The organism is Magnetospira sp. QH-2 (genome assembly GCF_000968135.1).
Lineage (GTDB): Bacteria > Pseudomonadota > Alphaproteobacteria > Rhodospirillales > Magnetospiraceae > Magnetospira.
Genome location: NZ_FO538765.1, coordinates 2,027,564 through 2,049,611, shown reverse-complemented (window position 1 = coordinate 2,049,611; position 22,048 = coordinate 2,027,564). Strand labels below are relative to the sequence as shown.

The 22,048-nt window shown below is 60.6% G+C and carries 19 protein-coding genes; 11 read left to right on the top strand and 8 right to left on the bottom strand.

Annotated elements, in window-relative coordinates; genetic code table 11:
* The first annotated feature begins 32 nt into the window (after positions 1-32).
* Together MGMAQ_RS09685 and MGMAQ_RS09680 are read left to right on the top strand one after the other, a co-directional pair.
* On the top strand, positions 33-1,043 hold the full coding sequence (locus MGMAQ_RS09685) for a TAXI family TRAP transporter solute-binding subunit (protein ID WP_082085363.1): 1,011 nt from the start codon (positions 33-35) through the stop codon (positions 1,041-1,043).
* Between the two features lie 131 nt (positions 1,044-1,174).
* A complete protein-coding gene (locus tag MGMAQ_RS09680) occupies positions 1,175-2,308 on the top strand; it encodes a DUF2336 domain-containing protein (RefSeq protein ID WP_046021382.1) in 1,134 nt (377 codons plus the stop codon).
* Positions 2,309-2,321: 13 nt separating this feature from the next.
* On the opposite strand, the gene MGMAQ_RS09675 is transcribed toward MGMAQ_RS09680, so the two are convergent.
* From MGMAQ_RS09675 to MGMAQ_RS09640, 8 genes are all read right to left on the bottom strand, one after another.
* Positions 2,322-3,467: a hypothetical protein gene (locus MGMAQ_RS09675; protein WP_046021381.1), complete on the bottom strand. Its 1,146-nt coding sequence runs from the start codon at positions 3,465-3,467 to the stop codon at positions 2,322-2,324.
* A gap of 26 nt (positions 3,468-3,493) precedes the next feature.
* Entirely contained in the window at positions 3,494-4,960 is a 1,467-nt protein-coding gene (locus MGMAQ_RS09670) for a glycogen synthase (RefSeq protein WP_046021380.1), read from the bottom strand.
* Positions 4,961-4,977: 17 nt separating this feature from the next.
* On the bottom strand, positions 4,978-6,579 hold the full coding sequence (locus MGMAQ_RS09665) for a glycoside hydrolase family 57 protein (protein ID WP_046021379.1): 1,602 nt from the start codon (positions 6,577-6,579) through the stop codon (positions 4,978-4,980).
* Positions 6,576-7,742, bottom strand: a complete 1,167-nt coding sequence (locus tag MGMAQ_RS09660) for a DUF4912 domain-containing protein (RefSeq protein WP_052716290.1) — start codon at positions 7,740-7,742, stop codon at positions 6,576-6,578. The genes MGMAQ_RS09665 and MGMAQ_RS09660 overlap by 4 nt, the downstream gene beginning before the upstream one ends.
* Positions 7,739-8,959, bottom strand: coding sequence for a hypothetical protein (locus tag MGMAQ_RS19550; RefSeq protein WP_052716289.1), 1,221 nt, complete (start codon positions 8,957-8,959; stop codon positions 7,739-7,741). Before MGMAQ_RS19550 ends, MGMAQ_RS09660 begins: the two co-directional genes overlap by 4 nt.
* A gap of 113 nt (positions 8,960-9,072) precedes the next feature.
* Positions 9,073-9,471, bottom strand: a complete 399-nt coding sequence (locus MGMAQ_RS09650; RefSeq protein ID WP_148560914.1) for a hypothetical protein — start codon at positions 9,469-9,471, stop codon at positions 9,073-9,075.
* A 295-nt stretch (positions 9,472-9,766) separates the two neighbouring features.
* Positions 9,767-10,387 carry a class I SAM-dependent methyltransferase gene (locus MGMAQ_RS09645; RefSeq protein WP_052716287.1) on the bottom strand — a complete coding sequence of 207 codons (621 nt, stop codon included), beginning with the start codon at positions 10,385-10,387 and terminating at the stop codon, positions 9,767-9,769.
* Positions 10,388-10,425: 38 nt separating this feature from the next.
* On the bottom strand, positions 10,426-11,313 hold the full coding sequence (locus MGMAQ_RS09640; protein WP_046021377.1) for a folate-binding protein YgfZ: 888 nt from the start codon (positions 11,311-11,313) through the stop codon (positions 10,426-10,428).
* 101 nt (positions 11,314-11,414) lie between these two features.
* Between MGMAQ_RS09640 and MGMAQ_RS09635 the strand changes: the two genes are divergently transcribed.
* The 9 genes from MGMAQ_RS09635 to MGMAQ_RS09595 are packed head-to-tail and all read left to right on the top strand — an operon-like array spanning position 11,415 to position 22,045.
* A complete protein-coding gene (locus MGMAQ_RS09635; protein WP_052716286.1) occupies positions 11,415-12,440 on the top strand; it encodes a glycosyltransferase in 1,026 nt (341 codons plus the stop codon).
* Between the two features lie 17 nt (positions 12,441-12,457).
* Positions 12,458-13,414: a glycosyltransferase family 9 protein gene (locus tag MGMAQ_RS09630; protein ID WP_046021376.1), complete on the top strand. Its 957-nt coding sequence runs from the start codon at positions 12,458-12,460 to the stop codon at positions 13,412-13,414.
* Positions 13,404-14,168, top strand: a complete 765-nt coding sequence (locus MGMAQ_RS09625; RefSeq protein WP_046021375.1) for a glycosyltransferase family 2 protein — start codon at positions 13,404-13,406, stop codon at positions 14,166-14,168. Before MGMAQ_RS09630 ends, MGMAQ_RS09625 begins: the two co-directional genes overlap by 11 nt.
* On the top strand, positions 14,169-15,203 hold the full coding sequence (locus tag MGMAQ_RS09620; RefSeq protein WP_046021374.1) for a glycosyltransferase: 1,035 nt from the start codon (positions 14,169-14,171) through the stop codon (positions 15,201-15,203).
* Positions 15,203-16,237, top strand: coding sequence for a glycosyltransferase (locus MGMAQ_RS09615; protein WP_046021373.1), 1,035 nt, complete (start codon positions 15,203-15,205; stop codon positions 16,235-16,237). The genes MGMAQ_RS09620 and MGMAQ_RS09615 overlap by 1 nt, the downstream gene beginning before the upstream one ends.
* Positions 16,237-18,015 (top strand): asparagine synthase (glutamine-hydrolyzing), encoded by a 1,779-nt coding sequence (asnB, locus tag MGMAQ_RS09610; protein WP_046021372.1) that lies wholly within the window; start codon positions 16,237-16,239, stop codon positions 18,013-18,015. Before MGMAQ_RS09615 ends, asnB begins: the two co-directional genes overlap by 1 nt.
* Before the next feature lie 49 nt (positions 18,016-18,064).
* The gene (locus MGMAQ_RS19545; protein ID WP_052716284.1) at positions 18,065-20,329 is read left to right on the top strand and encodes a bacteriohemerythrin; all 2,265 of its coding nucleotides are present in this window, start codon (positions 18,065-18,067) and stop codon (positions 20,327-20,329) included.
* Positions 20,326-21,657, top strand: coding sequence for a dihydroorotase (locus tag MGMAQ_RS09600; protein ID WP_046021371.1), 1,332 nt, complete (start codon positions 20,326-20,328; stop codon positions 21,655-21,657). The genes MGMAQ_RS19545 and MGMAQ_RS09600 overlap by 4 nt, the downstream gene beginning before the upstream one ends.
* Before the next feature lie 58 nt (positions 21,658-21,715).
* Positions 21,716-22,045: a hypothetical protein gene (locus tag MGMAQ_RS09595; protein WP_046021370.1), complete on the top strand. Its 330-nt coding sequence runs from the start codon at positions 21,716-21,718 to the stop codon at positions 22,043-22,045.
* Positions 22,046-22,048 lie beyond the last annotated feature (3 nt).

The window sequence follows — 22,048 nt, the reverse complement described above, 5'->3', positions numbered from 1 at the left end:
CTGCGTGGAATCAGACCAAGGGGATTCACACAATGCTTCGGAAGACCGTTGCCATTCTGGCGGCATTGGCGCTGTCGATGACCGTCGCGGCCTGCGACCAAGAGGCGGAGGAGGCGGCCTTAGGTCCGGTGCCCAAGAAGGAAACCGACCGCTTCATCACCATTGGCACCGCCGGAGTGACCGGCGTTTACTATCCCGCGGGCGGATCCATATGCCGTCTGGTCAATAAGGGCCGCAAGGATCACGGAATTCGATGTACGGTGGAGAGCACCAACGGCTCGGTCTATAACGTCCGCACCATTCGCGGCGGTGATTTGACATTGGGGGTGGTCCAGTCGGACTGGCACCATCACGGAGTCCATGGTACCGGCCCATTCGTCGAGGATGGTCCCTATGAGGATCTCCGTTCCGTGTTTTCCCTGCACCCGGAGCCCTTCACCGTGGTGGCGCGGGCGGATTCCGGTATCACCAATCTGGCCGGTCTCAAGGGGAAGCGGGTGAATATGGGCAATCCGGGGTCCGGGCAGCGCGGCACCATGGAAGTGGTCATGGCGGCTCTGGGCTGGACATCGGCCGATTTCGCGCTCGCGGCCGAATTGCGCTCATCCGAGCAGAGCAAGGCGCTTTGTGAGAACAAGATCGATGCCATGGTCTTTACCGTTGGTCATCCCAGCGGTTCCATCATGGAAGCCACGACCTCTTGTGAGAGCCGTCTGATCGAAGTAAGTGGTGCCGCAATCGATCGATTGGTGCAAGATAATATCTATTACCGCCACGCCGTGGTTCCGGGCGGGATGTACCGGGGCAACCAGAAAGATGTGAAAACGTTCGGTGTCGGAGCGACGGTCGTCACTTCCGCGAGTGTTTCAGAGGATACGATTTACCAATTGGTCAAGGCCGTTTTCGAAGATTTTGCCGCTTTCAAAGATCTGCATCCGGCTTTCGCCAATCTGTCCAAGCCGGAAATGGTGAGAGCGGGTTTGAGCGCGCCATTGCATGCCGGGGCCCGGCGCTACTATCGCGAAGTCGGCCTCATACGCTAACCTTTCATGTTATTGTCAATGATCGGTGAATATGTAATCCTTCGGGACATAACCAACCTTTGGGCTTTGATATTTGTCGCTTGAATAGGTCAGGCGCGGTGGGGCTTCGAGACGTGAACAATGAGAATCAAATGCTGAGCAGCAAAGACGTCGCGGCCCTGTTGAGCGACCCGTCGCCGGAGGCCCGTGCGGCAACGGCGGAAAAAATCGCCAAACAATTCGGTCTCGAAAACCTTTCGGAGCAGGAACGCTCCATTGCCGAGGATATCTTTCGGGTGATGGTCAAAGATGCGCAGGTGCGCGTTCGCGAGGCCCTGGCCGAGAGCCTGAAGGACAATCCCTCCATTCCCTATGATGTGGCCAAGTCCTTGGCCAATGACGTGGAATCCGTCTCGCTTCCGGTGCTGCAGTTTTCCGACGTTCTTACCGACGAAGATCTGATCGAGATCGTACGCAGCCAGGGGGCCGACAAACAAATGGCCATCGCCCAACGGAAATCCGTTTCCGAAGGCCTGTCGGATGCGCTGGTGGATAGTGGTGATGAGTCCGTGGTGGCGACCTTGGTCTCCAACGAAGGCGCGCAAATCGCTGAGCCTTCGTTGCAAAAAGTGGTCGACAATTTCGGCCATAGTGATGCGGTGCAAGGGGCCATGGTCTCGCGGCCTGCTCTTCCGGCAACGGTCATTGAACGTCTTGTCACGCGCCTTTCAGCACATTATCAGGCTGAATTGGCGTCGCGCCATGATCTATCGGACCATATGGCCTCTGATCTGTTTCTGGCCGGTCGCGAGCGGGCGGTATTGGGCATCGGCGCGGATTCAACCGATGAACAGTTGATCCGCATGGTTTTGCAAATGGATCGGACCGGTCGCCTGACTCCGTCGATCATGGTCCGGGCCCTATGCATGGGAGATTTGCGATTCTTCGAGTTTTCCATGTCCCGGTTGGCGGAGATTCCGTTGGAAAACGCTCGTCTCCTCATTCATGACGATGGTTTGTTGGGATTGCAGGGAATTTGCCGCAAGGCAGAACTGCCGGAGAGGTTCTACCCGGCGGTCAAGGCGGCCATCGAGGCCATGCGCCAGACCTCTCTGGACGGCGGTGAGCGGGACCGTGAGCGTTATGCGCGGCGGATCATCGAGCGGGTGTTGACCCATTACGATGATCTCGGGGTCCAATTTGAAAGTGACGACCTGGAATACCTCCTCACCAAAATGAACGAGCTGCCCTCGGACCAGTCTCTTGGTACCGGCACGGACGGCTGAGCCTATTCTGACCCTATTTTTCTGGCTTTTCGCCTGGGGCGTGTCGCGCCAGGTCGTGCCAAATCGCTTGGCGATGGCGGAATTTGGCCTGAGACTCCCGGGTTTTGGCAAACAGCTTGTCCATGGCCGCCAATCGTTCCGAATCCTTGTCCCATTCGGCGCGGAATTCAGCCAATAGCTCGTTGGTCCATGAGGCGGGGGGTGTTTCGCCCATTTGCTGCGCCTTTAGCGGTTCAAACTGGTCCATCGCTTGAGATAGACCCAGGCGCATATTGGCGGAACAGACCGTGGCCAGCGCGGATTGCAGTCGTGGCGACAAGGCCTCCCAGGATTCAGGATGAACCAGCAGGTCAAGCACCCCCCCTTGATGATGCCAGGCGGGCCAATAGGAATAGGGCGCCTGCTTGCCCAATCCCAAGGATTGGTCCGCGGAGGGCATCAGGGCGACAACAGAGTCCACCACATCCAGCTTCAAGGCCGTGACCATGTCGGCGGGCGTGAGGTGTCGAACCTCGGCACCGAGGCGTTTGAACAAGCTCGCCTCCAGACCTGAGGCGCCGATCTTCATGTCCTTGAAATCAGATAGATTGCGGATTGGCTTTTCGTACCAGCCACTGACTCTGGGACCGTCGATGCCGCAAGCAAGAGCCACAACGCCTAATTTCTCATAGGCTTGGCGATGAAATGCCGCACCGCCGCCCTTGTCCAGCCAGGCCAGCAACTCGGCGGGGCCAAGGCCGAAGGGGGCGCCGCCAATCAGACCGAGGGTGGGGGACTGTTCGGCCCAAAAGGATGCTGGGGCAAACGCCGCTTCGACCGTTCCCGAGGCCACTGCCTGAAGGGTTTCGCCGATGGGGATGAGGGCATCGGGTTTGTGCAGACGCAGTTCCAGGTCGCCGGTCAGCAGGTGTGCGACCCGTTCGACCAGCCCGGTGACCGACTCACCGTACAAAGGCATATCCGGTGGAATGGTGCTGGCCAAATTCCAATTATGCGTGTGGGCTTTGAGAGGTTCCGGTGGGGCTGGGTCCGGTTTTGCGGCGGCTTCCTCCGGTTCGGGCACGATCTCCGGCTGGGGAATGCGCGGCGCAATGACAGACGTGCCAAGGACCATGCCGAGAACCACTCCGATGATGATTCCGATGATCGCGTTCCGCATTGAAAAACCTCCGCCGGACCTGTGTCCTAGTTCTTGATCCAGTTGAAAATGTTCATGTAATTGGTGCCCGGATGGTTCCAGGAATAATCCTTATGCATGCCGTTCAAGCGTAACTGATTGAAGTAGCGCGGATACTGATACCATAACCCCAGTGCCCGTCCGAGCGCGCTTTCCAGCCCGGCGTTGTCAAAGTGATGGAAGGTGTAGCCGGTCCGCTCGCTGTAGGGTTTGTGGGCGTGATTGGCATCAAATACCGTGTCGGCCAGGCCGCCGGTTTCCCGCACCACCGGCACGGTTCCATACTTCATGGCAATCAATTGGGTCAGGCCGCAAGGCTCAAAGGCGCTGGGAACCAGCATCATGTCCGATCCGGCATAGATCAGGTGGGCCAGTTCATCGTCATAGCCGATTTCCAGATGAACATCGGGATTGTCGTTGAGGTGGTGCTTGAGTTCCCAGAAATGATCATTGATTCCCGCGTCGGAGCCGGATCCGAGAAGGACGAACTGACCGCCATTGGCCAGGGTGTGGAACAAGGCGTGACGGATCAAGTGCACGCCCTTTTGCGGGTCCAGGCGGCTGATCACGGCAACGATGGGCTTGAATTTGTCCTGCAACATCAGCCGATGACGCAAGGCCGCCTTGTTGTCGAACTTCGGCTCGATATTGGTCGGGCCGTATTGGTGCGGGATATGCGGATCGATTTCCGGGTTCCAGACATTGTAATCGACCCCGTTCAGGACACCGCCGAAGGTTTCATGGTGCACCCCCAAGGTATGCTGCAATCCGTGTCCCAGGTCGCTGGAGCGGATCTCGTCGGCATAGCGCGGCGACACGGTGGTAGTGAAGTTGGCATAGACTATGCCGCCTTTCATCAGGTTCACCGCGTCAGGATAGGAATGATCCAAAAGCCTTTCTGGGGTCATCAAATGGGCTGGGTTTAAACCCACCTGTGTTAGAATTTGATCGCCGAACTGGCCCTGGTGGTGGACGTTGTGCAGGGTGTAGCAGACCCGAGGGTGGGTCATGCCGAGGCCGTTATAGATTTCGTAGAGCAGGACGGGGACCAGACCGGTCTGCCAATCGTGGCAATGGATGATGTCCGGGTGTTTGCCAGATTTGAGCATGAATTCCAATGTTGCCCGGGAGAAAAAAGCAAAGCGCGCCGCGTCGTCCGGGGCGCCATAGAACAACCCCCGATCAAAGAAGTTTTCACTGGAATGAGGTTTGATGAAATAGCATTTGATATCGTCAACGGTGCCAAAGAAGACCGAACAATGGATCCAGGTGTCGTTGTGAGGCACCCACAGGTCTTCGAAGACTTGCGTCAGGCCCCAGATGCGGTCATAGCGCATGCAATCGTACATGGGGAGGATAACCTCCACCGAATTGCCGCGAATGGCCAGTTCCCGCGCCAATCCGGGGACCACGTCGCCAAGACCGCCAACCTTGGCGACGGGCGCGCATTCTGAAGAGACCATCACGATATACATGGGACGTGCTCCGTCTTTCAGGCAAAGAGACCCGGATCGATGTCCGGGAAGATGTTGTCCATGAACTCCAGCGCTTGCAGGCGCCGTTCATCGATGTCGCCGTCGTCCAGGGCTTTTTCCAGGTATTGAAAACGAGCCAGGTGGTCGCGGGTTCGGTTGAGCGCATAGTCTACCGAAGTTCCGGCCTTCATGATGAAAGCCCAATCGGAGGCCTGGGCGAGCAGCAACGATCGGGCGGCTTGTTGCAGGGCGCGATACTCAGGGCTGCCCACGTCTGCTCCGCCATGACGATGCACCAGGTCGCGCATGGCCTGGGCGGCGCCATGCAGGTGCGGATAGATCCAATCGTTGCCCGGGTTTAGCCAGAATTCGTTGTGGCCCTTGTCACCCCAGCTGGAAGCCGAGGGCATGGCTTTTTGCAGTTGCGAATTGTCGGCCAGGTAGTCGCCGGGGGTCGCCAGCGTGACCGGCCCATCTCCTTGGGCGGCGAGGCGCAGGACCGATTCAAGCCACTGTGGGCCTTCGAACCACCAATGGCCAAATAATTCCGCGTCATAGGGCGCGACCATGATCGGCTTGGGGCCATCGGAAGGACCCAGACGCACCACCTGATTTCGCCGCTCGGTAACGAAGTGTTCGGCGTGAGTGGCGACCCGCTCCTGGGCGATGTTCGGATCATAGGGTTCCTTTTGGTCCCCTGGGCCGGTGATGCGGTGGTATTTGAACCCGGTATGGATGCGGGTCTTGCTGTCCAAAAGGAACGGGCGAATCTCGTCGAAATCCAAGTCGAACCCGATATCGCGGTAAAAGTCGCGGTACCATATGTCGCCGGGGTATCCCTCGTCGCGGCTCCAGACTTGACGGGAGGACTCCGGATCGCGCCCGAAAGCGGCGATGCCGTTGGGGCAGGCAACGGGGGCCGCAACGCCGCGAACCGGGTGGGGCCGACCGCGCTCAATGCCATGGCTATCTAGGAAAAAGTATCCGAATCCGGCGTCTTCGACCTGTTTCTCCAGACCCTCGTAATAGGCACATTCCGGCAGCCAGACCCCGGGCGAAGGATGGCCGAAGGTGGATTGGTAAACCTGCTGTCCAACCTGTAACTGGGCTCGGACCGACTGGACTTCGGTGCGTAAGAGCGGCAAATAGCCATGGGTGGCGGCGGAGGTGATGATCTCCAGCGATCCGCGTTCTTGAAACCCGCCGAAGGCGGCCAGCAAGTCATGGGCGTAGCGGGTTTCGTAAGTTTCCCGCGCCTGTAAAAGCCGGTCCCGATAGAGCATGGCCAGGGGGTGATACCGGGGATCGGCGGCGGTACGTTCCATTTCCCGCTCGGCCAAAAGACACATCTTGTCCAGATGGGCGCGATAGCGGCCTTGCAGCACCGGATCCCGCAGCATGGTGATCAGGGTCGGTGACAAGGACAGGGTCAGCCGCACCGGCAACCGGTCTGCCTCCAACCGTTCGAGCATCTGAATCAGTGGCAGGTAACATTCGGTGACCGCTTCAAACAGCCACATTTCCTCGAAAAAGGATTCGTGCTCGGGGTGCCGCACATAGGGCAGATGCGCATGCAGCACCAGGCACAGGGAGCCATATGAGGGTGTAGCAGCAGTCATGTGTCGTTGCCGTTCTCATCGGTGACAACCAGCGGCAGCACCACGGCTCCGGCGGGCAGCGGACGGCGGAGGCTGAAGCTGCCATCGGGGCGAACCGGTACCGGCTCTCCTTGCAGGGTCAGATTGTGGCCGGGCTTGGTCCGGCCGAAGATATGCAGTTCGGCGTGGATTTCCAGGCAGTCCTCCGATCCGGCCAGCACATAGCTGGAATGAATCGGGACCGTGTCAGAGGAGGACTGAACCGGTGACGGAGCGCTTTCGGGAGCAGGCGGCGCGTCGGCGGAGGCGGGCTGATGGCGGCTCTCTGCCGGCACCGGGACCTCGCCCCAAGGATCGCCGCCCATGGCTGCCAGGATGCGGGATTCCTCGACCATGGTATGAATGGATTCGGTGACCAGGGTCTCGTCGTCGATTTCCGGAAAGCTGTCATCGCTCTCGTCGTCGGTCATCGGCGGTGTGGACGATACTGAACTGGATGGGATCGGCAAGGGAGTGGAGTCCGGGGTGTCTGAATTGAATCCATCGAGAATTTCTGGAAAAGCCTGTTCTTCTTCGGGCAATTCGAGCGACGAAGAGTCCCAGGTGTCGTCCTGATACAGGTCCTCGAACAGGTCATCCGCATCCGCAAAAGAGGGGGGCGGTGACTCCTCGAATATCGGGCCAGTGGTCGGAAATTCGATGGCGATGCGCTCTTCGGGTAATTCCGGCGCCCGTTCAGTACTTGGCAGGTCCACCAGGTTGGAGCGGGCCAGGCGCCGAAATGAATCATCCTTATTTCTCAGACCCAACTCGGCCACATAGCTGCGGCCTTCCTGCCAGAGATCCACATAGAAACTGCCCTTAAGACCTTGGACTTCCATGTCGAAGGGGGCCGAGGGTGGGCCTTGGCGTTGATCGGCGGCGGAAACGTCATAGAGCCGCAGGACCATGGCACCGGACGCCGGGGAGTCCGCTGAAACAATCGGCAGGTCGTCGGGGGTGATGGTCCAATAGGCATGGATACGCCGCGGGTCCACATCAAGCAGAGTCAGGCGGCTTTCTCTGTCTGGGGGAGGGAAATGATCGTTGATCCGGTCGCTGATTCTGCGCAGTTCCGCCGCCGTGAAAGGCTTTTTCTGTCCTGTGGCGCGGGGCTGGCCGCCGGATGCCTGGTCTCCGCTCATTGCCGCTTGCCCGTGGCTTTGGGCTTGGACGAAGTCGCCGGTTTGGCTGGCGATTTTGCCGAGGCTTTGCGCCGGGCAGGCTTGGCTTTGGGGGGCGGTTGGGGGGCCGACGGAACCGGCGCGCGTTGAGGTTCGGCCTGGTCCAGGAGCTGCCCCATACGGCGGCGCCAAATATCCTCGCCCAGCATGCAGTCGGTGCCTTCGGCCTGTAAAAGCAGTTCCAGGGTGGCTCGCTCCGAGGGGATGCCGGCCAGACGGAACAAGCGCTGAAGATCCGGGCGCAGGTCCGGGTCGCAGGAGGTGAAGTCGGGCCCCTTGGTGGTGTCCACCAAATGGGTGCCCGGCCGCAGCACCACTTCCTGAAGCGGTGGGTAGTCTTCCAGGATGCGCGATAGCTTGACCGACCGGGAAGGGTATTCGCCATGTTCGCAGTATTCGGCATAGAGACCATAGAAATCGCCGAAAAAGCCGTCTTCATCGCCGTCGCGGCGGAACCAGGGGCCATTCTCGCCATCCGACCAAGTGGTCGCGAGACGCGGGGGCTCACCATGAATGGCGCGGTCTGTGAGGGTATCGGCCAGCTCAAAGGGCGTTTGGCCGTTGGTCTGCATGGCGCATAGGGCGGCATCGGTGGGGAACAACGGCAGGCTGGTCTTGCCAACGGTGATCATGCAGGGGGAAAAGGGATCCACCGGCTCGCCATCTTCGGCCCGGGCCAGAAGCTCCACCGGTACCACGGCGTAATCGTATCCGGCCTCCGCCAGTGCCGGGATCATTTCTTCCACGATGGCCCGATGCGGCGGCATGAATCCCTTGGGCGCCTTACCCAGGACGGTTTCGAAGGTCTCGCGCTCGCGGCGTAGCTGATCGGCCCAATGGCTTTTGGGGATCAGCGGAAAAGCCGGATGATAGTGGCCACATCCCAGCCATTCGATATTGGTTGCCCGTTTCCACATGCTGAGAATATCGGGAGGCGAATCTCCGACCCCGGCGGCATCGGTCAGGGCCGGGTCGCCCAGTTGTTCCAGCAAGGTGCCGGAGACCGAGACATTGAGCATGGTGGCGCCGGTATATTTGGCGGCGAACCGTCCGATCCGGGCGTAGGCGGCCAGAATACGGCGCGCTTCGTCGGGCGCGCCGGAGCGAATGATATCGAAATTGCCGGGGGGCTGATGCAAATGCAGGCCCAGGGCATGATAGATGCGCTGCCGAGACATGGTCCGGCCAACCCTCCGAAAAGCTTCTTATAACCTCCGGTGACAGGAGATTCCCCAATGGGAGGCAGGATAAGGCCAAAGGGTTCGAAAATCCACCGAATTGGCGCGTGGAATCAATAACCAGCCTGCTTGCAGGCCGCTTCGATTCCTGCCTGATCGCCGCCATTGAGCGGTTTGCCGTTCCAATAGGCCTGCCCACCCTTGACCGTCACCTTGCCCATGGTGCTCGACGCGCTCATGCCCTTGTCGTCAAAGCCATAGCGTTCGGCCAGATCGACAGTGATGGGGATGGTGATTTCCTTGGGGAGCTTGATGGGCGAACCGCCGTGCATATCCGCAGGAGCGACTCTCTTGCCGCGTACGTCCACGCCCGGCTTATAGGCCACATCGGCGGAGGGAGAGTGCCGAATCAGACGTTGGCAGTCTCGTTTGGTGACTTGCAATGTGGCCTGCGCCATGGCCGGTGTGGTGAAGCCTATGATGGTGAACATAAGGATCGTGCGGGCTATCATGGTGGTCTCCCGGGGAGTTCGTGCCAATAGGATGTTCATAATGCCACAAAAACTGGTTTTTACGACGACCGTTGTAAAATCTTCGTGACCAAGGACGCAAGAAGGACTAGTATATTCGTCCTTTCGCGAAATAATCTTTCGCGCTGGGGCCCAAGGTAGGGGAGGAAAGTGGTCGCCCCGCCCGATTTCCGTGAGAGGGGGGAACCTCGTCAGGGTTTGAAGGGTCGGCATGGCAGAACCACAATATGAAAAGGCGGACCTCGCGGTTCGTCTTTTCTAATTTTAGGGTTCTATTTCAAAGCGTTCGCATCACCCAGATGGTAAAGTCGTCGGGCATGTAGTCATGCCGCAGGACCACGTTGCCCGACATGTGGCGCAGGCAGAACTCCAGATAGTTTCCCGGATCGGCCAGATAAAGGGTGCCGTCCGTATGGCCAAAGGGTTTGCTAAGAAGATTGAAGGCCATGCCGCGACGGGATTTCTTCCACAGCGCCATGAGGCTTTGTTTGACATAGGCCTCCCAATCCTTTTCACGGGCATAGATCTTCAGGTTGAAAGTGCCGGAAACAACCGAATAGTCGGCTTCCCGGGTCGCTTCGCTGGCGACTTCCAGGTGGATTCCCTCATCATCGCCCAGAGTCTGCCCTGCTGCTTGAATCATCTCCGGACAGGCGTCGTAGCCTTGATAGCGGGCGATGCGCAGATCCGTGTCCCGTCGGGCATATTCAAGCAAGGCGCCATAGCCACAGCCCAGGTCGTTGAGACTCAGGTCGCGCAGTCGGTCGCTCTCGGGGATCATGTCCAGCAAGACCATGAAGCGGTCGGTCTGCCGGTCTTCGGATCGCCAGACAACCCCCGGCGGGGTCGCCCCGTAGTCGCGGATCCGCGACCGGTAGGCGGCGACCACCGGCTGCAAGAGCCGCCCGTCCGGCGGCGGAAAGGTGTTGTCGGGGCTCAGAACGTCGCCCAGTCTGGTTTGCGCGGGGTGACGGCCGCCTCGCCAGCGGTCAGTCCCTCGGTGCTTTCCATGGCTTCCAGTCGCATCAGGGCGAGGGCGACCCCGTCCTGGCCACTGCGGATCTCGCCGACTTCCTTGTCACCGTTGGTAACAGCGGTGCCCGGTTCCGGTAGGGGCCCATCGATTTCCACCGGTACCAAGCGCTTTTTCACCAATCCGCGATAGCGGGTGCGGGCGGTCAGTTCCTGGCCCAGATAACAACCCTTGTCCCAGGCAATGCTGCCCATCTCATCGTATCCGTTCTCCAACAAGATCGCCTTGTCGACGGTCTGGTCACGGCTGCCATCGGGCAGGCCCAGGGCGATGCGCGTCCGGTCGTAATCCGCTTGCGAGCCTGCATGGAACCCGACCGCGGTCAGGGGGGCGGCGCCATCATCCTTGGGCAGGATGGCGCGGGCTCCGGCCCGGGCCAAGCGCGGATCCATAAAGACCACGCCGTTGCCAATGGCTTTTGCCGATCCGGAGTCCCCGGACAAACCAAGGGTTTCCGCCACTTTCTCGCCGATCACGGCGGCGATTCGGTAGTCGTCGCTGGCGTCCGTCAAAGTTATATCTGACTTGAGCTTGTACATTTTCAGCCGCTTCATCAGGTCCGGCAGGCGGTCTTTTTCAACGTCCAGCATCAAAGCATCGCCATCCACGGCAATGAAAAAGTCATGCAGGTATTTTCCCTGGGCGGTAAGGAAGGCGGTGTGCAGGGCTTTGTCGGGCGAGGCCTGAGCCACGTCATTGGACACCAGTCCTTGCAGAAAACTCACGCGGTCGCCGCCGGTCAAGCGCAGCAGGCCTCGGGATTCCAACGGCACATAGAGGTCTTCGGCCATGCCGGTATGCTCCTTCGATGGGTCATTCAATATCTGCTGAGCCAAAGGTGGGCCCGTCGGCGCCGGTTGGCAAGAGGGGATCGGCCTCGTATAAGGGCTTCATGCTGATCACCATGATCGACGATTCCGTGCCCTTTGACGGTGCCTCTCCGGCGGAACGCCCCTTGGGTGGCGCCGAGCGTGCCTTTGCCAGTCTGGCGGCGGCGCTGGCCCGGCGCGGCCATGACGTGACCGCCATTACCCGCACCGAAGACACCAGCCAGATCGAGGATGTGACCTGGGTTCCCTGGGACCTGCCGCGACCGCCGATGGCTGACTTGTTGATTGCCTTTCGTCGCCCGGGGCTGCTCGACGAGATGCCCGATGTTTATAACAAGGTGCTATGGCTGGCACAGTCAGCGGGGTTCCTAACCAAGCCACGGACCAAGGCGATCCTGGACCGTCATAAGCCTAAGCTCGTATTTCTCGGCAGGGCCCATCTGGCCACCTTCGAGAGCCGCATGGAGCTGCAAAAATCCATCGTCGCCCCGGGTCTGTCGGCGCCGTTCCTAGCCGATGCAAAAGGTATCGCAACCGGACCAACGGCCGTTGTAACATCTCATCCTTTGAGGGGTTTGGATCGTATTCTTGAAGTGTGGTGTGAAAAAATTCAAACCCGTCGATCCGAAGCGCGACTGAAGGTCTATTCGGCTTCCCTGTTCAAGGCCTTGGAGGGGGGAGTGGTGCCATCCAATCTTGCTGGCATTCTGGCACAGGTAAAGCGAGCCCGCATTCAAAACGTTGAAGTGGTTCTGCCTGGAACCGAGGCCGAGATGGCAGAAGCTTACCGGTCCGCTCGGGCGCACCTCTATCCCCGCGCCGATGATGAGATCTTTCCCTGGACCTTGGCCGAATCTCAGGCTTGTGGCTGTCCGGCGGTGACTTTTGCCGGGGCGGCGACGGCGGAGCGGGTGCGCAATGGCGAGACCGCTTACATGGTTCCCGACGACGAGGCCTTTGCCAATCTGACTCTGGATCTTCTCTCCGGTGGGTCGACCTATGATTCCCTGCATGCCCAGGCGCTTGAGAAACAGCGCAAACCCGACTGGGACGAAGTGGCTGCTGAATTCGAAATAGCCTGGCGATAGGGGGCGGAGAGAGGCTTGTGAAAATCCTGTTTGTTACCTCCACCCGGGTTGGCGATGCGATCCTGTCCACCGGATTGCTGGACCGGCTGATCCGCGAAAATCCGGGGGCCAGGGTCACGGTGGCCTGTGGTCCGGCGGCGGCGTCCTTGTTCGAGGCGGTGCCCGGCCTTGAGCGGCTGATCGTGTTGGACAAGATGGCTTTCTCGCTGCATTGGCTGCGCCTTTGGGGACTCACCGTGGGGCAATTCTGGAATGTGTTGGTGGATCTGCGCAATGCACCGCTGACCTATGGGCTGCCGACCCGCAAGACCTTCCGCATTGGCCGCGACAAGAGTGACGATCACCGCTTGGTGCAGCTTGCTCGGGTGATGCATCTCGATAGACCCGAGCCGCCGACCTGTTGGCTCTCTCGCGATCACAAGACTTTGGCTAAGTCCTTGATTCCCAGCGGGACACCGGTTCTGGCCCTGGGGCCAACCGCCAACTGGATCGCCAAGACCTGGCCGCCGGAGCGGTTCATCGAATTGGTCGAGCGGTTGACCGGCGAGAGCGGTCTGTGGCCTGGCGCCCGGGTGGCCCTGTTCGGCGCCGACCACGAGCGGGTCTCGGTGCTGCATCTGATCGAGGCGATTCCCGAAGATCGGCGTATCGACCTGATCGGACGGTTGGATCTGTTGGGGGTGGCGGCCTGCATGACCCGCTGTACCTTCTATGTGGGCAACGATTCCGGGTTGATGCATCTGGCCTCGGCGGCCAAAATCCCGACCCTGGGCCTGTTCGGGCCAACCCCGGAGTACCATTATTTCCCCTGGGGCGACCATTGCGCCTATGTGCGGCCGCCGATGGCCTGGGACGCCATGTTCCCAGAGAATTTCGACCATCGCAACACCGGCAGCCTCATGGGGCCGCTGAGCGTGGACTTGGTCGAGGAGGCGGCGAAGAAATTATGGGAAAAGGTTTGTCATGACGGGTAACCCGGTGACCCTGTCGGCCCTTGTGGTGGTCCATAACGAGGAGGCACGCATCGCTGCCTGCCTGGAGCGGCTGGATTTCGCCGACGAGATCGTCGTGGTCCTGGATAAATGTACCGACCGGACCCGCGAGATCGCCGCGGTCTATACCCACCGCTTTGTCGAAGGGGCCTGGGACTTGGAGGGCGGACGGCGCAATGCCGGGATCAACGCCTGCCGTAGCGACTGGGTTCTGGAGGTGGATGCCGACGAGCATGTCCCCAAGGCCTTGGCCGCGGAAATCCGCCAGGTGATCGGCACCACCCAGGCCGATTGGCATGAGATCCTGGTGGATAACTACATTGGCGATCGTCTGGTACGCTGGGGTTGGGGCGCCTCCTACGGCAAGGCCGCCTATCCGGGGCTGTTCAAGCGCGGGGTGAAACGCTGGGGTATGCAACGGGTGCATCCGAGCCTCACATGGTCCGGGCGCCGGGGGGCGATGCTAAAGCAGCGTCTGCGTCATTACGTGGATCGGGATATTTCCGACATGGTCCGCCGTCTGGATGCCTATGCCACGGCGCGGGCCAAGGACTTGCGCGATAGTGGCGATATCGGCTCCACGGCCAACAACGTTCGACGCCTGTTTTCGCGCTTTTTCAAGTGCTACGTCCGACGGAAAGGCTATAAGGAAGGGGGCTACGGGCTGATTATCGCCCTGTTTGCGGGGCTTTATCCTTTGCTCGCTCACTTGAAGGCCAAGTTGGAGGATCATTGATTGGCCCGCATCGTATTTGCCGATGACGGCATCGAATTCGATGGCACCACGCCGGACAAGAAGCCTCTGGGCGGGGTGGAGTCCTCGGTGGTCAATCTTTGCGAGACCCTGGCGGCGCGCGGGCATGAGGTGCTGGTGCGCAACAAATGTGCCGCGCCGATCGTTCACAACGGGGTGGACTGGGCGCCCATCGACCGGGGCCTGCCCGAATGTGCTGATCTCTATATCGCCAATCGCGGCGACAAACTGATTCCGCTGCTGCCCAAGGCCGGGCGCTGCCTATTCTGGATCCACAATCCGGCGCAATATCTGCTGAAATGGCGCTATCTGCGTAAGCTCTGGGCGCGTAGGCCAGTGATCGTGTTCATCGGCGAATATCATGCCACCACCTGCCCGGATTGGGTGCCGGACGGCGGGCGGCGGGTGATCCCCTATGGCACGCCCGACGAGTTCCGCACCGCCGAGCCCGGGCAGGGCACACCCGTGCCACGTGCCGTGTTCACTTCCAATCCGCTTCGCTCCTTGGACTGGATCTTGGAGCGCTGGGAACGGGACATTCAGCCCAAGGTCCCGGGCGCCGAACTTCATGTGTTCGCCGGAGCGGCCACCTATGGCGCGGTGGGCGATGCCAAGGCCGAGGCCATGAAGCGGGTATTGGATCAGGCGGAAGCGCTGAGGGACCGAGGCGTGGTCCTGCGGGGGCCCGTGCCCAAGAGCCAGCTGGTGGCGGAGTTCCGCCAGGCCCGCTGCATGCTCTATCGCGGCGATCTCAACGAGACATACTGTCTAGCGGTGGGCGAGGCTCAGGCCATGGGCGTCCCGGCGGTGGTGCAGGACTTGGGCTCCATGGGCGAACGGGTGCGTCATGGCGAAACCGGGACCGTGGCCCAGGGCGACATTGACTTTTCCGCCGCCGCCGTGGCGCTGCTGTCCGACGAATCCCATTGGCAAAGCCAGCATGACACGGCCCTGAGCCTGCAACGGTCCTGGACCTGGACCGATGCCGCCGAGGCATTCGAGGAGTATCTCCCCTGATGCGCGTGCTACAGGCCATGGCAGGGGCAAAAGTGGGCGGCGCCGAGGCGTTTTTCGTCCGTCTGGCGGAAGGGCTGCAAAAAACCGACCTGGAGCAGCAGGTGCTGATCCGTCGTCACCCGGCTCGCGCGGCGCGGCTGCGCGAGGCGGGTGTGGATGTGAGTGAGCTGCCCTTCGGCGGCCTGCTGGACGTGAAGACCCGGTTGGAGTTCCGCCGCCATATCAACGCTTTCAAGCCGGATATCGTGCTCACCTGGATGAACCGGGCCACCGGCTTCTGTCCGCCCAAGGTGCATGGCGGCGGCTTCGTTCATGTGGCGCGCCTGGGCGGTTACTACAATCTCAAATACTATCAGCACTGCGATCACCTGGTGGGCAATACCCAGGATATCGTTGACTACCTGATCGGCGAGGGCTGGCCCAAGGAGCGGGCCCACTATCTACCCAATTTCGTTGATTCCAGCCGCAAGGATCCCTTGCCGCGCAGGGAATTCTCAACGCCCGACCATGCCCCGGTGATTCTCGGTCTGGGGCGCTTGCACGAAAACAAGGCCTTTGACGTGTTGATAGAGGCCGTGGCCCGCGTTCCCGGCACTTATTTGTGGATAGCCGGGGAAGGGCCGGAGCGGGGCAAGCTGGAATCCCTGGCTGGACACCTGGGGGTGTTGCCGCGTCTGCGCTTCTTGGGCTGGCGCGAGGATATACCGGCCCTGTTCGCCGCCACGGACCTGTTCGTCTGCTCATCGCGCCACGAGCCGTTGGGCAACGTGGTACTGGAGGCCTGGGCCCAGGGACGTCCGGTGGTCGCCGCCGCGTCTCAGGGACCGGCGGCGCTGATCGAGGACGGCGTGAACGGCCTGCTGGTGGATGTGGATGACGCCGAGGCCATGGCCCGAGCCCTGCGGGGACTGATGGAGGATCCGGACCGGGCTTATGACCTGGCATCGCAGGGCTATGTCGCCTACCAACAGAATTTCACCGAACAGGCCGTGGTGGCGCGGTACCTGGATTTCTTCCGTCGGATGTGCGGCTGATGTGCGGGCTAGCGGGGATCATGATGCGGGATGGAACCGCGCCTGATTCCGCCATTTTGGACCTTATGGGCGGTGCCATGGCCCACCGGGGCCCCGATGGGATCGGGATCCATCTGTCCGGCCCTGTGGGATTGGTCCATACTCGTTTGGCGATCATCGATTTGGAGACCGGAGATCAACCGCTGTTCGGGCCGGGTCCCGCTGAGTCACGCCTGACTTTGGTGGCTAATGGCGAGATCTATAACGATCCGGACCTGCGTCAAGACCTGGCCGATGTGTCTTTCGTTACACGTTCCGATTGCGAGCCTCCGCTGCACCTTTATGCCCGGCACGGCACCGACTACGCCCGATACCTGCGCGGGATGTATGCCATCGCCCTGCATGATCCGGCGGAGAATCTGTTGCTGTTGAGTCGCGATCCCTTTGGCATCAAACCGCTGTATGTGGCGGAAACCAGCGAGGCTTTGCTGTTTGCCTCAGAGCCCAGGGCGTTGATCGCGTCTGGCTTGGTGAACGATTCCTTGGATAAGGCCAAGCTGCGCGAGCATCTGCAATTGCAGTTCACCACCGGTCGGCAGACTCCCTGGACCACCATCCAGCGGGTGGCGCCCGGCGAGACGCTGGTGATCCGCGAGGGCCGGGTGATCGACCGTCACCAGCGGGATTCCCTGCCTTTGACGCCACCTCGCCGGGATCGGGAAAAGGCGGATCTGCTGGCTGAGCTGGATCGCCTGTTCGAGGATTCCGTGCGGGTTCACCAGCGCTCCGACGTGCCCTATGGGATGTTCCTTTCCGGTGGCATCGATTCATCGGCGGTGCTGGCCATGATGGCGCGGCTCAATGACCGTCCGGTGCGGGCCTATACCGCCTATTTTCCAGGGACAAACGCCCGAGACGAGCGTGATTCCGCCAAAAAAGCCGTGGTGGCCACCGGGGCCGAAGCCGTGGAGGTGCCCTTTGGCGAAGACGATTTCTGGGTGCTGCTGCCCCGTGTCGTAGAGGCCCTGGACGATCCGGTGGCCGACTATGCCATATTGCCCACTTTCAAGCTGGCCGCCGCCGCCCGGGACGACGGGATCAAGGTGGTCCTGAGCGGCGAGGGGGGCGATGAATTGTTTGGCGGCTATGGCCGGTATCGGGCTGCCTGCCGCCCCTGGCCATTGGCAAAGAAGATGCGAAGAGCGGGTATACTGGATAAACTTAATGTATTGCATGAAGCTGAGGGCTGGCGGGACGGCCTGACCGCAGACGAAGTCCTCCTGCGTCAAAGAGCGCCTGAGTATGACTGCCTGCAACGGGCCCAGGCCGCCGACGTGGCCGGGTGGTTGCCCAATGATCTGTTGATCAAACTGGATCGCTGTCTGATGGCCCATGGGGTCGAAGGGCGGGTTCCGTTTCTCGATCCGGCCTTGGCGGAATTCGCCTTTCGGCTTCCGCCGGGTATGAAGGCCCGTGACGGACGGGGTAAATGGCTGCTGCGCCAATGGTTGGCGGATCATCTGCCGAGCAGCGAGCCCTTTGCCGCCAAGCGGGGATTTACCGTCCCGGTTGGCGAATGGATTGCGGCCGAGGCAGGGCGATTGGCCGACCCGGTTGCCGCGCAGCCGGGCATCGCGCAGCTTTGCGATCCGGGGAATGTGCGAGCCCTGTTCAAGGCCGCCGACCCCCGTCAGGGCAAGGCCCTTTGGACCCTGTTATTTTTTGCGCTCTGGCATCAACGCCATGTTCTGGGGATAGAGTCGGGCGGTGATGTGTGGGAAAGCTTGTCAAGCGCCTGAGACCCCTGGCACAATCATGCCTCATCCGCGTCGAGGGGGAGCCGTTTCCATGCCGCAACTTCTGTTCACGCTCCGCGTTCAAAGGGAAAACGGTAAGCCGTTAAAGAATCCCCGGGAATGCAGAGGTGTCTATTTCGAGACCCACAATCAGAGTACCTTTGCCTGGAGCAGCCCGGAAACCCCCGCCGCACGGCCCTTGCACAACGCGACCATTGCCCTGCATCCCAATGGAGTCAGCGTGATTGGCTTCGAGCGTGAAGGCGACACCTACGTTTATCAGGAATGGTGGATGTTGCCCGAAGCCCTGGAGGCCGCGGAGACGACCCCTGATGAGCCGATTGCCGAGTCGTCCCCTCGGCGGCCGCGCTTCCAATGGGACGACGGCCTCGTATTGGGCACGGAAGCGGTTGATGAAGGCCATCGGGTGCTGGTGGATCAGGCGGCACGCCTGGATGATCTGGCCACCAACGGAGATCTGGACGGCTTCCGGATGCTGGTCGGCGAAATGATCGACGATGGCATCTACAACTTTGCCCGCGAAGAAGGATTGCTCGATTACGGCAACTATCCGGGCCTGGAAGCTCATAGGCTTCGTCATGAGAGCCTGCTTAACCAGATGCGCCGCCATCAAGACGAAGAGGGGGACCCCCGAGACCTTTTGGATTTGCTGGCCGATTGGATAGATCGCCATATTCGTACCGAAGATCCGGACTGGGTGCCCTATCTGACCGCCGAGACCGATGCTTCCGCGCCGATCCGTGCAGTGGAAGCCGAAACGGAGGATGGCTCCGACTGGTTCGAGGATGACTCCCTGGATCCGGAACCGACATCAGTAATCGCCGAGCCCGTCTCGGAAGATGCTATGCCGCTCGTTGAAGACCTGCCGGAGTCCGAAGAAGAAGATTTGGACCTGGGCAGCATGTTGTTCGATTGCGGAGACGAGGGAATCGAGGATCGGGAACCGGTGGCGCCGGATTCAGAGGATAACGAGCCGGGCCTGGGGCATCACCTGATGGGCACCGATGACGATGACCAGGGTCTCGTCGACGATGAGCTGTTGATCGATGATGTCCCGGAAGCCGACGGTCTGTCCGACGGGGATAGCGAAGACCTGCTGCTTGACGACGAGCCGGAAAGCGATACGCCCTCGGCTGAAGAAGCGGTATTGGCCACCGACAGCGGCCGTATCCAATGGACCGATGATATGAGCGTCGGCCTGGAACCGGTGGATAACGATCATCGTGTGATGCTTGACCTGATCAACGAACTCCATGAGGTCAAGGAGAGCGATAGCCCTCTGGAGCGCGAAGAGGTCATGGGCAGCGTGCTCAATGCCTTGGTGGAATACACGGATTATCACTTCGAGCGCGAACAGCGGATCATGGAGGCGGTGGAATACAGTGAGACGGCCACCCACCTGAAGACCCACGACGATATGAAGGAAATCGTCCATTCCCTGAAGGATCAGTTCGATATTCAGCCGGAAACGGTCGATCTGGAACTTATGTACGAGTTTCTGCGCACCTGGCTGATCCAGCATATCCTCAAAGACGACATGGCCTATGCGCCGCTGGTTCGCGACAACGAGGCCGCCGAGGTGGCGGCCCAGAGCTTGTTATTCTCCGACGATGAACTGGACGATGACAGCGAAAATCTGTTCGAGAGTCTCTCCGATGCCAGCGCCGCGGCGGCCTCCGTGGCAGCCAAGGCTGAGATGGTGGCGCGGGAAGAGGCGGCTCCAACAGCGCAGCCCGATGAGCCCATGTCCGATGAGCCCATGTCCGATGAGATCCTCATGGATGATTTGGACGAAGATCCGCAAGATGATCTGCTGATCGACGAACCGGAAACGGGGGATGTGGAGCCGGAGCCGATTGACGTCATCGAGCCGGAAATCATGGCGCCTGAACCCGATGTGGGTGCCGACGATGTGCTTGATCTGGATGCCTCCATGATGGTTGACGTGGATGATGCGGTTCTGTTGGATGACGATGATCTGCCCGAGGAAGATGACTCTGATTCTATCGATATAAATGAATTAGACGATATTCTTAATCAAACAAATAAAGATGATGGGCAGGCCGTTGTGGCGGGCTTCGAGGCCATTGGCGCGGCCGCCGAGGACGAGGGTCTTTTGGATCCGGAGGTTGAGATTTCCGCCTCGCCCGGAAGCGGCGAGGATGATGTGGGCGAGCCCTTGGAACCCATCGAGATGGATGGCCTCGCCGAACTGGCCGACATGGAATCCCTGATGGCCTCCATACAGGACTTGGTGCGCCGCACCGAAGCCGCCGACGATCCGGAGAAAGAATGACCCAGCCATTTGATCTGATCCTGCACGGCGGCAGCTGCATGCTGCCGGGTGGGGAAGCCGCTGCCGATATCGGCATTCGTTATGGCCGTATCGCTGCAATCGGCGACCTTGGCGCGGAACAGGCGGTCTCGCGCTTCGATGTGAGCGGTCTGCATGTGTTGCCGGGGGTCATCGATTCCCAGGTGCATATGCGCGAGCCCGGCCTGGAGCACAAGGAAGACTTCGCCACCGGCACCCTGGCCGCCGTGCTGGGAGGTGTGACGGCGGTGATGGAGATGCCCAACACCAAGCCCAATACCACCACTGCCGAGGCCTTGGCCGACAAGGCGCGTCGAGCCAAGGACAGGGCCTGGTGCGACATGGCCTTTTTTATTGGTGCGGCGGGCGACAATACGGAGAAACTGGCGGAGCTGGAGCGTTTGCCCTCCTGTTCCGGGGTCAAGGTCTTCATGGGCTCTTCCACAGGCACGTTGCTGGTGGAAGACGATGCATCCCTGGCCCAGGTCTTGGCCAACGGTACCCGCCGGGTCGCGGTCCATTGCGAGGACGAGCCCCGCCTGCGCGAGCGATTCTCGCGGGTGGAAGGCGGCGCTTCGGTATCCATGCACCCGGTATGGCGGGATGCGGAAACCGCCCGGTTGGCCACGGAACGACTGTTGAAACTGGCCCGAGGCACCGGACGGCGGGTGCATGTGCTGCATATCACCACCGCCGATGAAATGGCCCTGTTGCCCGATTTCAAGGATCTGGCGACGGTGGAAGTAACGCCTCAGCACCTGACCCTGAGCGCGCCGGAGGCCTATGAACGGCTGGGTTCCCTGGCTCAGATGAACCCGCCGATCCGCGAGGAGAGCCATCGTCTGGCCCTGTGGAAAGCGCTGGAGCAGGGCGTGGTGGACTGCATCGGTTCCGACCATGCGCCCCATACCTCGGAGGAAAAGGCACAGGATTATCCGGCCAGCCCGTCCGGCATGCCCGGTGTACAGACTCTGGTACCGATCCTGCTTGATCATGTGAATGCCGGTCGGCTGAGTCTGCAACGGTTCGTCGATCTGACCAGCGCCGGTCCGGCCCGCATTTATGGGGTGGCGGGCAAGGGGCGTATTGCCCTGGGCTACGATGCCGACCTGACCATTGTCAATCTGAAGGCCCAGCGCACCATCACCAACCAATGGATCGCCTCGCGCTGCGGCTGGACGCCCTTCGATGGCATGAAAGTCACCGGCTGGCCCGAGGTCACCTTGGTGCGCGGTAATGTGGTCATGCGCGATGGGCAGACCATCGGCGATCCTGTCGGTTCGGCCATTCGCTTCCAAGAGTGCTTGTAGCCATTTCCATCTGGCCTCTGCCTTGCAAGGGAAGCAGGGCAAAAAGAAGGAGGCCGAGATGAAACAGGCGAACCGTTGGATCATGATTTCCCTCGCGGCGGCATTGGGTGGCTGTAGCTATGTGGATGCCTACGAGGAAGGGGTGGCCGATTACGAACCCGTCTACTGCTACCAATCCCTTGGCGAGATCACCTGTCATCGAGAGCCAAATCATCGGGATTCCAAGCGCTTGGTGAACTATTACGGCGCTCACCCGAGTCGCTACGACGTGCCGGATCCCGTCGAGGCCCCGGAACCGCAAGCCCCCAAGCCTGCCGGATATTACGTGATGACCCCGGAACCGGTGCCTGACGGCGGGACCCTGGTGCAGGTCTACGGCGAGGAATAAGGG